This is a genomic window from Hafnia sp., assembly GCF_036648275.1.
GTDB classification, from domain to species: Bacteria; Pseudomonadota; Gammaproteobacteria; order Enterobacterales; family Enterobacteriaceae; genus Hafnia; species Hafnia alvei.
In genome coordinates this window covers 1-16,700 of sequence record NZ_JAVXIQ010000028.1, presented here as the reverse complement: position 1 = coordinate 16,700, position 16,700 = coordinate 1, and the positions used below count along the sequence as shown (strand labels likewise).

Genomic DNA, 16,700 nt, shown 5'->3' with positions numbered 1-16,700 from the left:
CGCTGACTGCATAAGCCAGCGGGTATTTCAGCGATTGGCGAAAGCAATTTGCAACATCTATGTAACTCATTTTTCTCGCTCTAGCGCCCGCCACCAGCAGAGTTACATATTTGTCAGTGTGTTACGTTTTATTTCCACCCTGTAGTTCCGTCCAAGTTGTTAACACACTGCGGTTTCCATTTACCGCCATCAGCTTTATAATGAATCTCAATTATATTTTCAGTTCGGTGACAATTAGGGCAACGCTGGCAGCAAATGCAGGCTATCCTAAACGTCTTCGAGCTAAGTAACGGGACAGAATCCGAATGACAGATAACAACACTGCTTTAAAGAAGGCTGGACTTAAAGTCACGCTTCCGCGTCTTAAGATTCTGGAAGTTCTGCAAGATCCAACTTGCCACCACGTCAGCGCAGAAGATCTGTATAAGAAGCTGATCGATATGGGTGAAGAAATCGGCTTAGCCACCGTTTACCGTGTACTGAACCAGTTCGACGACGCTGGAATTGTGACGCGTCACAATTTTGAAGGCGGAAAATCCGTATTTGAACTGACTCAACAGCATCACCATGATCATCTGATCTGCTTAGACTGCGGCAAAGTGATCGAATTTAGCGACGACTCTATCGAAAAGCGTCAGCACGAAATTGCTAAAAAATATGGTATCCAACTGACCAACCACAGCCTGTACCTGTACGGTCACTGTGCTGAAGGTGATTGCCGCGAAGACGAAAGTCTGCACGATGGCAGAGAGTAAAAAACACGAAAGTGTCATGAGGCGACCTGAGGGTCGCTTTTTTATTGCCTGAAACCCACCATCTTCGTTTTCTCGTCGAAAAACAGACAAAAAAAAGCCCCTCAGGCAGGGGGCTAAGCAACTCACAACTAAATCACTCATATGGCTTCGGCAGATACCATAGCAACAATAATGATGATGAAACGGTATTAAAAATCACTGCGTTAATACTTTATTGCGGTATTCCCTACCCCACCGGAGCAGAGAATACCTTGCATCCCTATCTCGATATCACGCCTGCACCGGTTCTACACGGCTATAGCGTTTACCATCTGGGCTCACTGAACGAATTTGAACGTCGCCAGAAACGGTCGGTTGCGCTTTAGCATCATAACGCTGCCACTGCTTGCCGCCGTCTACGGAGTATTCAATGCCCAGCCCTGGCAGCGCAATGTTGGCTTCCAGTTTCCCGCCAACGACTTTTGCCCCAGGTACCGGTAGGCGATATTCCACACCGGCTTTATCCATTTTCGCCAGCTCACGCTGCCCCATCAGGTTTGCAAAGCGCTGCCAATCACTCAGCAGAGATTTTTTGTCTACCAGATTGGTTTCTCCGCCTTTATATTCGCGACCCGCTTTGTAGTCCTGCTCCCAGCCCGCACGATGCCATCCGCGCTCCGCCACCGTCATAACGCGAGGATAGATTTTATACTCCATCATTTCGTCAGTGCGCGTGGTTTCACTCCATAGCTGAGCTGAAAGTCCATAAACGCCCGGCCATGGCTTATCGCTTTTCGCGGTAAAGAAATTGCCGTCACGGTCTACGGAAGTTTCCGCATTCTGTGGCATATTGTCTGGCGCGAAGCTGAAGATTTTACGCTCATCGTTAAAGCGAGTTCCCCAGTAGTAACCATTTTCCTGTGGATTCACCTCATACGGGAAATCCATGTAGACGTAGTCTGGGTTAGAAACCGTCACTTCGTAGCCTTTGTTCGCCCAGTCGTTGACGGTATCAAAACCGCCCCAATAGAGCGTATCCCAGAAGTTGACGCCCACGCGCTTGGTAGCAAATGCCTTCGCGTCTTTGGCATCTTTCAGACCATCCTGCCACGCCTGCATTTTTTCAATGCCGTGCTTATTGACGATCTGGCTGACTTCAATCGCAAAGTGGCTTGGGAGATGTTCCATATCTTCCACTTTGCCGCTCTTGATTAGGGTCTGACAAACCTTAGACTGCGCCCATGGTTTATCTTCTTTGCTTTGATCGATAATGCCTTTACCCGGCTCAATCTTGCCATTCTTATCCTGATAACCCGGCCCTAAGCGAATATTTTTAGCTTCATCACCGCCGAAGTGCCACGTGGTTAACGGCTGCCCCGCTTCTTTGTGCATCTGCGCCACTTCGCCAATCACTTTATCGACAAAGCGCTTAGAGGAATCTAAGCATGGGTTCAAATAGCTCTTACGATCGTAGAACTGCACAGACGTAGTGTTTGACGTATCCGTTGGATCAACCAAACGGAATTCGTTAGCGCCCTTCTCGTCACCGGCGGCTTTCAGTTTGTCATAACGCGCTTCCATCGAAACCACCGCCGCACGGGCATGTGCAGGCATATCGATTTCAGGGATCACTTCGATCTGACGCGCCTGAGCATATTTCACGATATCGATATATTCAGCGCGAGTCAGATGGCCAGTGCCATTGTTGTTGGCATCAGGCCCTGAACCTAGCTGTGGCAGCAGGCACTCTTTTTCGCTCAGATCGTGGCAGCGTTTTGAGCCCACATCGATAAGCTCTGGCAGACCTGGGATCTCAATGCGCCAGCCTTCATCATCGGTCAGATGGAAGTGGAATTTGTTCATCTTGTACGCCGCCATCTGGTCTAGAAGACGGTGTACTGCTTCTTTGGAATGGAAGTTACGCCCGATGTCCAAGAAGATGCCACGGTATTGGAAACGCGGTGCATCTTTCGCATCCAAAGTTGCAATCTTCATGCTGCCATCGCTTGGCACCAGGGAAAGAATGGACTGTAAGCCGTAGAACACGCCAGCCTGATCGTAACCAATAACTTCTGCACCCTTCGGCCCAATCTTCAACTCGTAAGCACCCGGAACCGCTAAGTCGCCTTTGAAGTTATTAACCGCAATCGCCGTTTTGATTGGATAACCTTTGGCATCGCTTTTCACACCTAACAGCGCGAAACGTTGCTGCGCGGCTTCTGCCGTGGCGCTGTTCAGAACGGTAAGATCCAGCGCTACGCCTTTGCTGAGGTCAACGTCCTGCTGATGGATTTTCACTTCCATCGGCGTTGGCATAATTTGGCCACGCAGGCTCTGCGCTGGCAGCTCTTTCACATCAGCGTTTTTGTCGAAGCGAGTTTCAGGCACCATCAGAACGTTTTTATCGTCTTTGGTACGCTTCCACAGATCGCCCGCAAACGGCGTCACAAACTGACGTAGATCTTCCGTATCGGTGCTAGCAATCACCTTAGGTTTAGCATCCTGAGAAGTGACGTACCAACGCGGCATAATGTCACTTTCAAACAACTGCCAGTATTCACCAATCAGAGGAATTTCCACCGACTGACCGGCGGTAAACCCTTTAAATTTATCGGTGGGTTCAATTTTGTGCAGGTCACCCGTCACAAACGTAATTTTGAACTGATCGCTTTTCACGTCCAGAACCTGACGTGGGTTATGGAAATAGATCGCCCAGTCGTTGCCTTTAATATCGCTATCGCTGGTTAACGTAATAACGGATTGATTACACGACGCCCAATCAGCGCCCAGCGCGGCACAATCTACGCCGTTCTCTGCCGCGCGGTTGTCAGTAACTTTCACGTTAACTTTTAACTGACTCAGTTGGTCAACGATTTGCTGATCTGCCTGACTTGCTGCGGAAAATCCAAGCATGCCCAGTGCAGAAACGGCAACGGCCAACGTATTCAATTTAAATTTGCTCATCCTAAAGCCTCGTCCTTAATCAGTTATTGTTGCTGCGAATTTCCTGCCAAACTTTGCCACAGGCCTGCTGGTAGTTATCTCCAGCACCGGTTTTAGCCGCCTGAATACAATTTTGGTAATCAAATACGCGCACGCTTTCCTTTTCGGCAAAGGCCTGATGCGTCTTACTTTGCTTCAACACGTCCAACACCGACTGACAGGCCGAAATTTTATCTGGGTTACCTTCAGCGGTATTAATGCAGTTGCTGTAGGCTTGTTTTAACTTTGCATCTTCTTGAGGTGCGGTAGATTGCTGTACACAGGCACTTAACCCAACAACAGCGGCGACAACCAATAGAATTTTTTTCATGTTTTTATCTCGTCAAAGTGACTCGGCATGTTTAGCTCAACATGCCGAGTCTTTGGCTTAGAAAATGGTGAACGGTGCGATAACGATGAACTTAACATCACGTTCGTCTTGGAACATGTTGCCGTAACCGCCGCCCCAGCTTGGGTTGTCTGAATGGTTGTCGTACTGAGTGAAGTGCAGTTTGAACAGCGTGCCTTTCGCACGACCGTCCTGAATGGTGTACATCGCATCCAGACTGTAGGCGCTTTCTTTCACGCGCAGGCTTTGATCGTACTGAGGATCGGTGCTTGGTTTAGCATCCCATGCGTAAACATAAGAGCCGCCGATGGCGAAGCCCGGCATATCCCACTTGCTCAGGTCATACATCACGCCGCCGAAAATAGCTTTTTCGCCGTTGGCGTTAAAGTCGGAACGGTTATCCCACCAAATATCCAAACGTCCGTTTGAAGATGCGTAGGTTGGAGTCATACGCTGTAAGAAGTAACCCTGATTACCTTCAGCTTTGACGTAAGTACCTTCCAAGCGGAAGTCGAACTGCCCAACTTTGTAGCCCAGAGTCAGCGCTTGTAACCATGCGGTACCGTCGTAAAGATCGTTCACGCCGCCGTCATGTACGCGGTCACGCGTGCCATAGAATTGGTAGCTGGTTGTCATCGGATTACCCGCGACATTAAACTTGTAGGAACCTTTAGCAAAGTATTGATCGACATAACCTTCAGCCTGACCAAAGGCCGCTTCCAGTATGAAATCGTTTTTAAAGTCATACTTGGCACCCAATGAGTGCAGATAAGAAACGCCGGTTTTTTTGTCATTTTGATAGAAGCCATCAACTTCGGTATGCCATGGCGCTTTATATTTGTCGGTCCACATGTAGGAGAAGCTCAGCGCTCCTGCATCACCGTAGTCAAAGTTTGCACCCGCCTCAGCACCTTGATAGGTACCAGGCATAAAGCTCCAGTGTGGCGCCAGTAAAGTTTGGCCTGTTGGCTGAATGTAGCCCGCACGCGCCCAGACTGGGCCGTACTTAAATTTCGCAGCAGCTTTGTAAAGGCTTATGCCACTCTTATCGCCCGAGTAGTCTTCGTCGTAGCCTTTATTTTTCGAGGAGAAGGCAATTTCGTTTGGATGCCCGCTATCATGGTTCTCTGCCATTTCGATTGCGGTAAATGCGGCAACATCAATACCAAACATGTCGGCTGCATAGCCGGATGAGAAATCTAGGTTGGCGTTCCACGTGGAATGATTAAGGTTGGTTTCGTAGTTTCCAGTGGTGACATCTTTACGGTCACGCTCACGTTGCCAGTAGTAAACACCACCCGTCAGCGTTGAATCATCAACAAAGCCTTCAGCCTTAGCTTCTGGCATTGCATAAAAACCACTACCCAACAACACCCCAGTTATGGCGAGCGTTAGCGCGTTGCGCTTCAAACGATGCGTAACCATAAAATCGATCCTCTTTGACTTTGAAAAACGCGACCCTCGACGTTCACCGGTCTAGGACGCAAAACCCCTAAAATGGGGAAAAGTTAATTCGTAGTAGAGTGAATAACTCAATTGCTCATCTACCGTCTTAGACTATTTTTCGCGACGCGAATTATCAAATGAAAAGTAAAACAATTGTGTCAATTCTTGACCGAGTGCACATATTTTAATGTTTTGTTACATGTGACACACTTTCACTGAGAGCGACTTAAAATACTCTTTAAAAACAGTATTATATTTATAATTGCATTGTAATTTCAGAGAAAAATGCTTAGAAAACAAACGCTGGTGGGATAACTATTTTTATATCGAGGTAAATCGGTGGCAATTAATTAATTCGTGAAACGAATATTCAGAGGGCGTTTATGCACTTCGAGAAATAACATCGAATTACTAAACTATTTACAATTAGGATTTAAAAAATGATGGGGTATGTTGAAGACAGGCATAAAAAAAGCCACTTACAGCATAGGTAAGCGGCTTTTTATGATTGCAATCTAGCGAGGACTATCTTGGGTTATGCACCCACTTTTGCCCACGTATCACGCAGACCCACAGTGCGGTTAAACACTAAATGGTCTGGCGCGGAATAGCGGCAATCAGCGCAGAAATAGCCTTCACGTTCGAACTGATAGGTGACTTCTGAAGTCGCTACAGCAAGGCTTGGCTCAACAAAACCTTTACGGATAACCAACGACTCAGGGTTGATGGTAGACAGGAAGTCTTCCGCCGCGCCTGGGTTGGCAACGCTGAACAAGCGATCGTACAGATGGAATTCAGCAGGCACTGCGTGGTTTGCAGATACCCAGTGAATAACGCCTTTCACTTTGCGACCATCAGCAGGATCTTTGCTCAAAGTATCCGCATCATAGGTGCAGTAAATGGTAGTGATTTCACCATCAGCGTCTTTCTCAACGCGCTCGGCTTTAATCACATAGGCATTACGCAGGCGAACTTCTTTACCCAATACCAAACGCTTGTATTGTTTGTTGGCTTCTTCGCGGAAATCAGCACGATCGATATAGATCTCGTTGCTAAACGGCACTTCGCGTTTGCCCATTTCAGGCTTGTTTGGATGGTTTGGCATCGCCAGCATTTCTACGCTATCCGCAGACATGTTTTCAATAACCACTTTAACCGGATCCAGAACCGCCATCGCACGCGGTGCGATTTCATTCAGGTCATCACGCACGCAAGACTCTAACGCCGCCATTTCAACGTTGTTATCTTGCTTGGTCACGCCAATACGCAGGCAGAATTCACGAATAGAAGCTGCCGTGTAGCCGCGACGACGCAGGCCAGAAATCGTTGGCATACGTGGGTCATCCCAACCTTCCACAATTTTCTCGGTCACCAGCTGGTTCAGCTTGCGCTTAGACATGATGGCGTATTCGAGATTCAGACGAGAGAACTCGTACTGACGCGGATGCGTAGAAATGGTGATGTTATCCAAAACCCAGTCGTATAGACGGCGGTTGTCTTGGAATTCCAGCGTACACAGTGAATGAGTGATCCCTTCCAGCGCATCGGAAATGCAGTGGGTGAAATCGTACATCGGGTAGATGCACCATTTGTTGCCGGTCTGGTGATGTTCAGCAAACTTAATACGATACAGAACCGGATCGCGCATCACGATGAACGGAGAAGCCATATCAATTTTGGCGCGCAGGCACGCAGTGCCTTCGGCAAATTCGCCGTTACGCATTTTCTCGAACAGTGCCAGATTCTCTTCGACGCTACGGTCGCGATACGGGCTATTTTTGCCCGGAGACGTCAGGGTGCCGCGATATTCACGGATCTGTTCTGGAGTGAGCTCATCAACGTAAGCAAGGCCCTTGCTAATCAGCTCTACGGCGTACTGGTGCAGCTGATCGAAGTAATCAGAAGAGTAACGCACCGCGCCGCTCCACTCAAAACCTAGCCACTGTACGTCGCGTTTAATGGACTCAACGTATTCAATGTCTTCTTTCACCGGGTTGGTGTCATCAAAGCGCAGATTGCACTGGCCTTGATAATCTTTGGCAATGCCAAAGTTCAGGCAAATGGATTTGGCGTGGCCAATGTGCAGGTAGCCATTTGGCTCCGGCGGAAAACGGGTATGAACTGAATTATGTTTACCGGATGCCAGATCTTCATCGATGATCTGACGGATAAAGTTACTTGGGCGGGCTTCAGCCTCACTCATTTTCTATTCCTCTATGCCTAAAAACGCGACTCATAACCAGTAATGATCTTACAACCTGTGGCGGGAAACAACCGTTTGTTGCCATTATCACGGCGTTTTTTCTGTGGTTATGTCAAAAGATGAAAGATCTGCTAAGTGACACTGTATATCAGCGGGCGCTAAAAACAAAAAAACGGAGAAAGGTCACCCCTTCTCCGTTCTGCTTGCTTAAAACAGTTTCTGATAAATCAGCTAACCGTTCGCAGACAAGTTATTTTGCAAAGCTCTTATTTTGCAGTGATGTCATACAGCTTGGTTTCACCCGCCACAACATGACCCGCAGCCAGCGCTTTCAGACCACCGAAATCATCGATGTTGCTGACAACAACTGGGCTAATCATTGAGCGTGCATTGGCGTTCAGATATTCCAAATCCATTTCTAGGATTGGCTGACCCGCTTTCACTTCTGCACCCTCTTCAACGAGGCGTTTGAAGCCTTGACCATTCAACGCCACGGTGTCGATGCCCATATGAACAACGACTTCCGCACCTTCATCCGTTTCTAAACAGAACGCATGGTTGGTGTTGAAGATCTTAACAATAGTGCCACGAGCTGGGGAAACCACGGTTTTATCCGTTGGGCGAACCGCCACACCGTCACCCACTGCTTTGCTGGCAAACGCTTCATCAGGAACCTGATCCAATGCAACCACTTCACCGGTGATTGGAGAAACCAGCGTCGCTTTAACTACCGTAGCGGCGTTTGGCGTTGCCTGCGCTTTTGCTGCAGCGGCTGCTGGAGCAGCATGGGCAGTGGCAGCTTCAATTGGGCCCGATGCCATCACGCCACGCATTGCGGTTGCGATTGCTTCGGCACGAGTACCCACGATGACCTGCACGCTTTGTTTGTTCAGGCGAATCACACCAGACGCACCCAGACGTTTAGCCAAGCTATCGTTGACGATAGCAGAATCTTTAACGCTCAGACGCAGACGCGTGATACATGCATCGATACCAGTGATATTGGCAGAGCCACCGACAGCGGCAATGTAATTGCGTGCCAGATTTGCCGTTTCGTTACCACCTTTCGCATTGTCCAGATCCAGATCGTAGCCATCAGCGCTTTCGTCAGCGTCGGTAGCCAGTTCACGGCCAGGAGTCAGCAGGTTGAATTTGGTGATAGTGAAACGGAACACCACGTAGTAAATCACGAAGAACACCAGACCCTGAGGGATCAGCATGTACCAGTGAGTTGCCAGCGGGTTACGTGAAGACAGCACCATATCCACCAGACCGGCGCTGAAGCCGAAGCCCGCGATCCAGTGCATAGAAGCAGCGATGAATACGGAAATACCGGTCAGGAATGCATGCAGAACATACAGTACTGGCGCCACGAACATGAAGGAGAATTCCAACGGTTCGGTGATGCCGGTGAAGAAGGCTGCAAACGCAGCGGCCATCATGATACCAGCCACTTTGGCTTTGTTTTCTGGACGTGCGCAGTGGTAAATCGCCAGCGCAGCACCTGGTAAACCAAACATCATGATTGGGAAGAAACCAGCCTGATAACGACCCGTGATACCAACAACGGCTTTACCCGCTTCGATAGACTGTGCGCCACCCAGGAAGTTAGGAATGTCGTTGATACCTGCAACGTCAAACCAGAATACGGAGTTCAAAGCATGATGCAGACCCACTGGGATCAGCAAGCGGTTGAAGAACGCGTAGATACCTGCGCCGACAGAGCCCATTTTCTGAATGTGTTCACCGAAGTTAACCAGTCCGTCAAAGATTAACGGCCAGATGTACATCAGGATGAACGCGACCAGAATCATAACGAAGGAGGTCAGGATTGGCACCAGACGACGGCCGCTGAAGAAGGACAGCGCCTTCGGCAGCTCAACGCCGCTGAAGCGGTTGTACAGTTCGGCAGAGATAATACCAACCAAGATACCCACGAACTGGTTGTTAATCTTACCGAATGCAGCTGGAACCTGATCCGCAGGGATTTTCTGGATCATGGCTACCGCGGCCGGAGAGCACAGCGTAGTCAATACCAAGAAGCCAACAAAGCCAGTTAATGCGGCAGCGCCGTCTTTATCTTTTGACATACCGTAAGCGACACCGATCGCAAACAGTACAGACATGTTGTCGATAATGGCAGAGCCCGACTTGATGAAGAAGGCCGCTAACGCATTAGCGCCACCCCAACCTACCGGGTCGATCCAGTAACCGACACCCATTAATATCGCGGCAGCCGGTAGCGTCGCCACCGGTACCATCAGCGCACGGCCGACTTTTTGCAGATAACCTAAAATACTCACCATTTCCCCCTTGTGGACCCGTCATTGCTCGAATTGGCACTGCTCATGGTCACGTCATAACTGACTTAATTATTAAGTTGACAGTATGGACTACAATCAGGAGTGTAAAAAAATTATTTTTCTCCGCAAATTAAAACCTCCAGTTTTGTGATAAATATCACCAAAGGAGGCTCTAAACATGCCTAATTGCTAGCCATCATACAAAACTTATTTTATCATTCGAAAAATCAAAGCGGCGTTAGGTCACACATTAGTCGTTAGCAAGCATTACGCCTTATACTCTGAGCAAAGAGCAATGTGGACCCCCGTTTATAATATAGATTTATATTCACTAAAGGTGCCCTATGAGACTTATCCCTCTAAGTAATGCTGCAGACGTTGGCTTATGGTCTGCCCGTCATATTGTTAACCGTATCAATGCCTTCAAACCAACGGCTGAGCGCCCATTTGTTCTTGGTCTGCCAACCGGCGGCACCCCGCTGCAAACCTACAAACGTTTGATCGAGCTGCACAAGGCTGGCGAAATCAGCTTTAAAAACGTTGTTACGTTCAACATGGACGAATACATCGGGCTGCCGGAAGAGCATCCAGAAAGCTACCATAGCTTCATGTATAATAATTTCTTCAATCACGTGGATATCCCACGCGAAAACATTAACTTGCTGAACGGCAATGCGCCTGACGTTGATACCGAATGCCGTCGCTACGAAGAAAAAATTAAATCCTACGGCAGAATCAATCTGTTTATGGGTGGTGTAGGTAACGATGGGCATATTGCTTTTAACGAGCCAGCTTCATCTTTAGCGTCGCGCACTCGCATCAAAACGTTGACTGAAGAAACCCGCATCGCAAACTCTCGTTTCTTTGATGGCGACATGACAAAAGTGCCAAAATACGCGCTCACCGTAGGCGTTGGCACATTATTGGACGCTGAAGAAGTGATGATTCTGGTCACTGGCCACGCGAAAGCGCTGTCCCTGCAGGCCGCCGTTGAAGGCAGCGTCAACCACATGTGGACGATCAGCGCTCTGCAACTTCATCCGAAGTCCGTCATCGTATGCGATGAGCCTTCTACGATGGAGCTGAAAGTCAAAACAGTTAAGTACTTCCGCGAGTTAGAAGCGGAAAACATGAAGAATCTGTAATTTTCAACCTGTAACCAGGGGTATGTGATGTACGCTTTGACCCATTGTCGGATTTATACCGGCCACGATATTCTCGACGACCATGCAGTAATGATCGCCAATGGCTTAATTGAAAAGATCTGTCCTGTCGCTGAACTTCCGTCAGGCATTGAAACTCACGATCTAGGCGGGGCAATCCTTGCTCCTGGTTTCATCGATCTGCAACTTAATGGCTGTGGCGGCGTTCAGTTTAATGATTCTGTCGAAGCTGTTTCGGAAGAAACGCTTGAAATCATGCAGCACGCCAACGAGAAATCAGGCTGTACCAGCTATTTACCTACGCTTATCACCAGTGCTGACGATTTAATGAAGCACGGTATCGATGTTATGCGCAGCTATCTGACCAAGCACCAGAATCAGGCGCTAGGTCTGCATATTGAAGGCCCATACATCAGCTTAGAAAAGAAAGGCACGCACAATCCGAAATATATCCGTAAACCGGATCATGAAATGATCGATTTCATGTGCGAGCACGCGGACGCCATCACCAAAGTGACGATGGCTCCAGAAGTCGCGACTCAGGCATCTATCCAACAGCTGAAAGCTGCCGGTATTGTGGTTTCCGCAGGTCACTCCAACGCCACCTATGAAGAAGCGCGTAAAGGCTTTGCCGCAGGCATGAGCTTTGCGACTCACCTTTATAACGCGATGCCAGCCATTTCTGGCCGTGCTCCGGGTCTGATGGGCGCTATCTTTGATACCCCTGAAGTGTACACCGGCATCATCGCCGATGGTCACCACGTCGCTTGGCCAAGTATTCGTCTGGCTAAACGTTTGAAAGGTGAGCATCTGGTGCTGGTCACCGATGCAACTGCTCCGGCAGGCGCTAACATAGATCACTTCATTTTCGCCGGAAAAACAGTATATTACCGCAACGGTTTAGTCGTTGATGAAAACGGTACGCTGAGCGGTTCTGCGCTGACCATGATCGACGCCGTCAAAAACAGCGTTGAGCACATCGGTATTGCTCTGGATGAAGCATTGCGTATGGCAACGCTCTATCCATCGCGCGCGGTGGGTGTTGATAGCCGTCTGGGAAGCATCGAGCCTGGTAAAGTGGCGAACCTGACCGCTTTCACTTCAGACTATCGCGTGATCAAAACCATCGTGAACGGCGAAACGGTTTACGAAAATAAATAAGAGAGAACGTACATCAGTCTGCGTGCTTTCTTTATTAACTTGAGCTCTATTTTTCTAAGCGGGTAATAAATTGATGACCACAGGCGGACAAGGACAAATTGGTAACGTAGATCTGGTTAAACAACTTAACAGCGCCGCTGTTTATCGTTTAATCGATCTGCAAGGCCCTATTTCGCGCATTCAAATTGCCGAACTAAGCCAGCTTGCCCCCGCCAGCGTCACCAAAATTACCCGTCAGCTACTGGAGCGCGGGCTGATCAAAGAAGTCGATCAGCAAGCGTCTACCGGTGGCCGCCGTGCCATTTCCATTGTGACGGAAACCCGCCTCTTCAACACCATTGCCATTCGCTTAGGGCGTCACGACGCCACCATCACGCTGTACGATATGAGCGGAAAATCACTGGCCGAAGAGCACTATCCGTTGCCTGAACGTACTCAGGAAACAGTGGAAAATGCACTGCTGAATAACATTGAGCAGTTCATGCTCACCTACCAGCGTAAAATCCGCGAGCTGATTGCCATTGCGGTGATCCTGCCCGGATTAGTCGATCCGCAACATGGGATCGTGCGCTATATGCCACATATTACCGTTAATGATTGGCCATTGGTTAATGCGCTGGAAGATCGATTTAACGTTACCAGCTTTGTTGGTCACGATATTCGTAGCCTCGCCTTAGCTGAACATTATTTCGGCGCCACCCGCGACTGTGAAGATTCAATGCTGGTACGCCTACACCGAGGAACCGGTGCTGGCATCATCGTGAATGAGAAAATATTTCTCGGCAGTAAGGGCAACGTCGGTGAGATTGGTCACATCCAAATCGATCCATTGGGCGAACGTTGCCACTGCGGGAATTTCGGCTGTTTGGAAACCGTGGCCGCCAACGCCGCCATCGAGCAACGCGTTCGTCATCTGCTCGAACAAGGCTATCCAAGCAAACTCACGCTGGACGATTGCAGCATCAGCGCAATCTGTAAAGCGGCAAACAAAGGCGACGCGCTAGCAACAGAAGTGATTGAGTTGGTTGGCCGCTATCTGGGTCGCGCCATTGCGATTGCGATAAACATGTTTAACCCGCAGAAAGTGGTCATCGCAGGCGAAATTATTGAAGCAGAAAAAACGCTGCTGCCTGCGATTCAAAGCTGCATCAATACTCAGGCGTTGAAGAATTTCCGCATCAATCTACCGGTGGTCACCTCTGAATTAGACCATCGTTCAGCCATTGGGGCATTTGCGCTAGTGAAACGCGCCATGCTCAACGGCGTATTGCTTCAGCGCCTGCTGGAAGGGCAACATCCGCACTAATTCTCTGCCTATTTGAAGCTGCTGCGTTAGCTGACAAGCATGATATGATTTGTGCTTGTCAACTTAACGAGTAATAAACCTATGACAATCAAAAGTATTATTTGTGACATCGACGGCGTTTTGATGCACGACAACACTCCGGTTCCGGGTGCAGATAAATTTCTGGCACGCATTCAAGAAAAAGACATTCCTCTCGTCATTCTGACCAACTACCCTTCTCAAACCGCGCAGGATCTGGCAAACCGCTTCGCAGCCGCCGGACTTGATGTTCCTGAAAGCGTGTTTTACACCTCAGCCATGGCCACCGCCGATTTTCTCAAGCGTCAGGAAGGGAAAAAAGCCTATGTGATTGGTGAAGGTGCGTTAATTCACGAATTATATAAAGCAGGCTTTACCATTACCGATATCAACCCTGATTTTGTTATCGTTGGTGAAACCCGTTCGTATAACTGGGAAATGATCCACAAGGCCTCTTACTTCGTGGTCAACGGCGCACGGTTTATCGCGACGAATCCAGATACACATGGCCGTGGTTTTTATCCTGCCTGTGGCGCATTGTGCGCGCCGATTGAACTCATTTCAGGCCGCAAGCCATTCTACGTTGGCAAACCGAGCCCGTGGATTATTCGTGCCGCGCTTAACAAGATGCAGGCCCATTCAGAAAGCACCGTAATCATCGGTGATAATCTGAATACCGATATTCTGGCAGGCTTCCAAGCGGGGCTAGAAACGATATTAGTGCTGTCCGGTGTCTCAACGTTAAACGACGTCGATAACATGCCATTCCGCCCTAACTACATTTACCCCTCCGTTGCCGATATCGATATCATCTAACGTTATCCCTTTGCGTCTGGTCAGCTTGGTCAGACGCAACTTCCGTCTTTTTTATCTCCGCTTTTACTTCATTTTTTCTGCGCTGCTTTTTTATCGTTTCTACACCGAACGCTAAAAAATTATCGATTCCTCAATAATTCACTTTAAAAAATGAATAATCATTAAGATTTAGAGTACACCAACAGACTATTTCTCACCATTAAGCTAAAGCGCTTGCATTCTATTCAGGTTTTGACGCAATTTATTATTTATAGCAGCGGTAAACGCCTCACTGAGTCGTAAATCAATAATTTTTTACCGCCTTAAACTGACTCACAACGTCACAACTAGACAATGCAGTATGGGAGAAATCTATGTGTTCTATCTTTGGTGTGCTTGATTTAAAAACCGATCCTGTTGAGCTGCGCAAAAAAGCGCTCGAGCTATCACGCCTGATGCGCCATCGTGGCCCAGATTGGTCTGGCATTTACGCTTCTGACAACGCGATTCTGGCGCATGAGCGCCTGTCTATCGTTGACGTCAACAACGGCGCCCAGCCTTTGTACAATGCCGCGCGCACCCATATTCTTGCCGTGAATGGTGAAATTTATAACCATCAGGCTCTGCGCCAACGTTTCGAAGGTCGTTATGAATTCCAAACGGCCTCTGACTGTGAAGTCATTTTGGCGCTATACGAAGAGCAAGGTTCTGCGTTCTTAGACGAACTGCAGGGCATGTTTGCGTTTGTTTTGTATGACGCAGAAAAAAACAGCTATTTGATTGGCCGCGATCATCTCGGAATTATTCCGCTGTACATGGGTTATGACGAGTACGGCAACTTCTACGTAGCCTCAGAGATGAAAGCTCTGGTACCGGTTTGCCGCACCATCAAAGAATTCCCAGCAGGCAGCTATATGTCGAGCGACGATGGAGAAATTCATAGCTACTACCAGCGCGACTGGTTTGAGTTCGATAACGTCAAAGAGAACCACACTGACGCCGCTCAATTGAAAGAAGCCTTGGAAGAATCGGTCAAAAGCCATCTGATGTCTGACGTCCCTTACGGCGTGTTGCTGTCTGGTGGGCTCGACTCCTCAGTGATCTCCGCCATTACCAAAAAATTTGCCGCTCGCCGTGTTGAAGACGGTGAACGCAGCGAAGCATGGTGGCCACAGCTGCACTCTTTCGCCGTGGGTTTGGAAGGATCTCCGGATTTAAAAGCCGCGCAGGAAGTCGCTAACCATCTTGGCACGGTGCATCACGAAATTCATTTCACGGTGCAAGAAGGCTTAGACGCAATTCGCGACGTGATTTATCACATCGAAACCTATGACGTGACGACCATCCGTGCTTCAACGCCAATGTATCTGATGGCACGTAAGATAAAAGCCATGGGCATCAAGATGGTGCTTTCCGGCGAAGGCGCCGATGAGGTCTTTGGCGGATATCTGTATTTCCATAAAGCCCCGAACGCCAAAGAATTCCACGAAGAAACCGTACGTAAACTTCTGGCTCTGCATATGTATGATTGCGCCCGCGCGAACAAAGCCATGTCAGCGTGGGGCGTTGAGGCGCGTGTTCCTTTCTTGGATAAAAAATTCCTCGACGTCGCTATGCGCCTAAACCCACAAGATAAAATGTGCGGCAACGGCAAAATGGAGAAATACATCTTACGTGAATGTTTTGAATCCTATCTGCCAGCCAGCGTAGCTTGGCGCCAGAAAGAACAGTTCTCCGACGGCGTGGGTTATAGCTGGATCGATACTTTAAAAGAAACCGCGAATCAGCAGATTAGCGATCAAATGTTAGCAAATGCGCACTTCCGTTTCCCATACAACACGCCAAACTCAAAAGAAGGCTATTTGTATCGTGAAATTTTTGAAGAGTTATTCCCTGTGCCTAGCGCCGCAGAGTGTGTTCCGGGCGGCCCTTCCGTCGCCTGTTCTTCGGCAAAAGCGATTGAATGGGATGAATCTTTCAAAAAAATGGATGACCCGTCAGGCCGTGCTGTAGGCGTGCATCAATCGGCTTATCAAAAGTAATGATTTAAAAATTCATCTATCCACTAAACGGCGAACTTTTAATGTTCGCCGTTTTTTTATCGATAACGCCGTTTTACCCTATTAATAAGCCTGAATTTTGTTGATTTTCTCACCGAGCTGTATAATCCCCGCGCAAACGTGCCTCAGATGCCCTTTTCCGATAAAAAAGGGGTTGACGCAACTTTCTCATATACGCAT

The 16,700-nt window shown here is 48.5% G+C and carries 11 protein-coding genes; 6 read left to right on the top strand and 5 right to left on the bottom strand.

The window, feature by feature from the left end; genetic code table 11:
* Positions 1 to 305: 305 nt before the first annotated feature.
* Positions 306 to 755: a ferric iron uptake transcriptional regulator gene (fur, locus tag RSC70_RS17975; RefSeq protein ID WP_025800678.1), complete on the top strand. Its 450-nt coding sequence runs from the start codon at positions 306 to 308 to the stop codon at positions 753 to 755.
* A 270-nt stretch (positions 756 to 1,025) separates the two neighbouring features.
* Here fur and RSC70_RS17970 read toward each other — a convergent pair whose 3' ends face one another.
* From RSC70_RS17970 to nagE, 5 genes are all read right to left on the bottom strand, one after another.
* Positions 1,026 to 3,698, bottom strand: coding sequence for a beta-N-acetylhexosaminidase (locus RSC70_RS17970; RefSeq protein ID WP_332543118.1), 2,673 nt, complete (start codon positions 3,696 to 3,698; stop codon positions 1,026 to 1,028).
* Between the two features lie 19 nt (positions 3,699 to 3,717).
* Positions 3,718 to 4,047, bottom strand: coding sequence for a ChiQ/YbfN family lipoprotein (chiQ, locus tag RSC70_RS17965; RefSeq protein ID WP_040045686.1), 330 nt, complete (start codon positions 4,045 to 4,047; stop codon positions 3,718 to 3,720).
* A 57-nt stretch (positions 4,048 to 4,104) separates the two neighbouring features.
* Positions 4,105 to 5,490: a chitoporin ChiP gene (gene chiP, locus RSC70_RS17960; protein ID WP_332543117.1), complete on the bottom strand. Its 1,386-nt coding sequence runs from the start codon at positions 5,488 to 5,490 to the stop codon at positions 4,105 to 4,107.
* A gap of 556 nt (positions 5,491 to 6,046) precedes the next feature.
* Positions 6,047 to 7,714, bottom strand: a complete 1,668-nt coding sequence (gene glnS / locus RSC70_RS17955; protein ID WP_304185865.1) for a glutamine--tRNA ligase — start codon at positions 7,712 to 7,714, stop codon at positions 6,047 to 6,049.
* A 266-nt stretch (positions 7,715 to 7,980) separates the two neighbouring features.
* Positions 7,981 to 10,017: an N-acetylglucosamine-specific PTS transporter subunit IIBC gene (gene nagE / locus RSC70_RS17950; protein WP_187989581.1), complete on the bottom strand. Its 2,037-nt coding sequence runs from the start codon at positions 10,015 to 10,017 to the stop codon at positions 7,981 to 7,983.
* Positions 10,018 to 10,361: 344 nt separating this feature from the next.
* Here nagE and nagB point away from each other — a divergent pair, with 344 nt between their 5' ends.
* The 5 genes from nagB (at position 10,362) to asnB (ending at position 16,502) form a co-directional block, all read left to right on the top strand.
* Positions 10,362 to 11,162 carry a glucosamine-6-phosphate deaminase gene (gene nagB / locus RSC70_RS17945; protein ID WP_040045683.1) on the top strand — a complete coding sequence of 267 codons (801 nt, stop codon included), beginning with the start codon at positions 10,362 to 10,364 and terminating at the stop codon, positions 11,160 to 11,162.
* A gap of 27 nt (positions 11,163 to 11,189) precedes the next feature.
* Positions 11,190 to 12,341, top strand: a complete 1,152-nt coding sequence (gene nagA / locus RSC70_RS17940) for an N-acetylglucosamine-6-phosphate deacetylase (RefSeq protein WP_063585658.1) — start codon at positions 11,190 to 11,192, stop codon at positions 12,339 to 12,341.
* 73 nt (positions 12,342 to 12,414) lie between these two features.
* Positions 12,415 to 13,647, top strand: a complete 1,233-nt coding sequence (gene nagC, locus RSC70_RS17935) for a DNA-binding transcriptional regulator NagC (protein WP_025800670.1) — start codon at positions 12,415 to 12,417, stop codon at positions 13,645 to 13,647.
* An 81-nt stretch (positions 13,648 to 13,728) separates the two neighbouring features.
* Positions 13,729 to 14,481, top strand: coding sequence for an HAD-IIA family hydrolase (locus RSC70_RS17930; RefSeq protein WP_025800669.1), 753 nt, complete (start codon positions 13,729 to 13,731; stop codon positions 14,479 to 14,481).
* 353 nt (positions 14,482 to 14,834) lie between these two features.
* On the top strand, positions 14,835 to 16,502 hold the full coding sequence (gene asnB / locus RSC70_RS17925) for an asparagine synthase B (RefSeq protein WP_332543116.1): 1,668 nt from the start codon (positions 14,835 to 14,837) through the stop codon (positions 16,500 to 16,502).
* The last annotated feature ends 198 nt before the right edge of the window (positions 16,503 to 16,700 follow it).

Excerpts from the sequence above, each read along its gene's own strand:
- asnB (WP_332543116.1), top strand. The coding sequence starts at position 14,835 with ATGTGTTCTATCTTTGGTGTGCTTGATTTAAAAACCGATCCTGTTGAG.
- chiQ (WP_040045686.1), bottom strand. The coding sequence starts at position 4,047 with ATGAAAAAAATTCTATTGGTTGTCGCCGCTGTTGTTGGGTTAAGTGCC.
- RSC70_RS17930 (WP_025800669.1), top strand. The coding sequence starts at position 13,729 with ATGACAATCAAAAGTATTATTTGTGACATCGACGGCGTTTTGATGCAC.
- RSC70_RS17970 (WP_332543118.1), bottom strand. The coding sequence starts at position 3,698 with ATGAGCAAATTTAAATTGAATACGTTGGCCGTTGCCGTTTCTGCACTG.
- glnS (WP_304185865.1), bottom strand. The coding sequence starts at position 7,714 with ATGAGTGAGGCTGAAGCCCGCCCAAGTAACTTTATCCGTCAGATCATC.
- fur (WP_025800678.1), top strand. The coding sequence starts at position 306 with ATGACAGATAACAACACTGCTTTAAAGAAGGCTGGACTTAAAGTCACG.
- chiP (WP_332543117.1), bottom strand. The coding sequence starts at position 5,490 with ATGGTTACGCATCGTTTGAAGCGCAACGCGCTAACGCTCGCCATAACT.
- nagC (WP_025800670.1), top strand. The coding sequence starts at position 12,415 with ATGACCACAGGCGGACAAGGACAAATTGGTAACGTAGATCTGGTTAAA.
- nagA (WP_063585658.1), top strand. The coding sequence starts at position 11,190 with ATGTACGCTTTGACCCATTGTCGGATTTATACCGGCCACGATATTCTC.
- nagB (WP_040045683.1), top strand. The coding sequence starts at position 10,362 with ATGAGACTTATCCCTCTAAGTAATGCTGCAGACGTTGGCTTATGGTCT.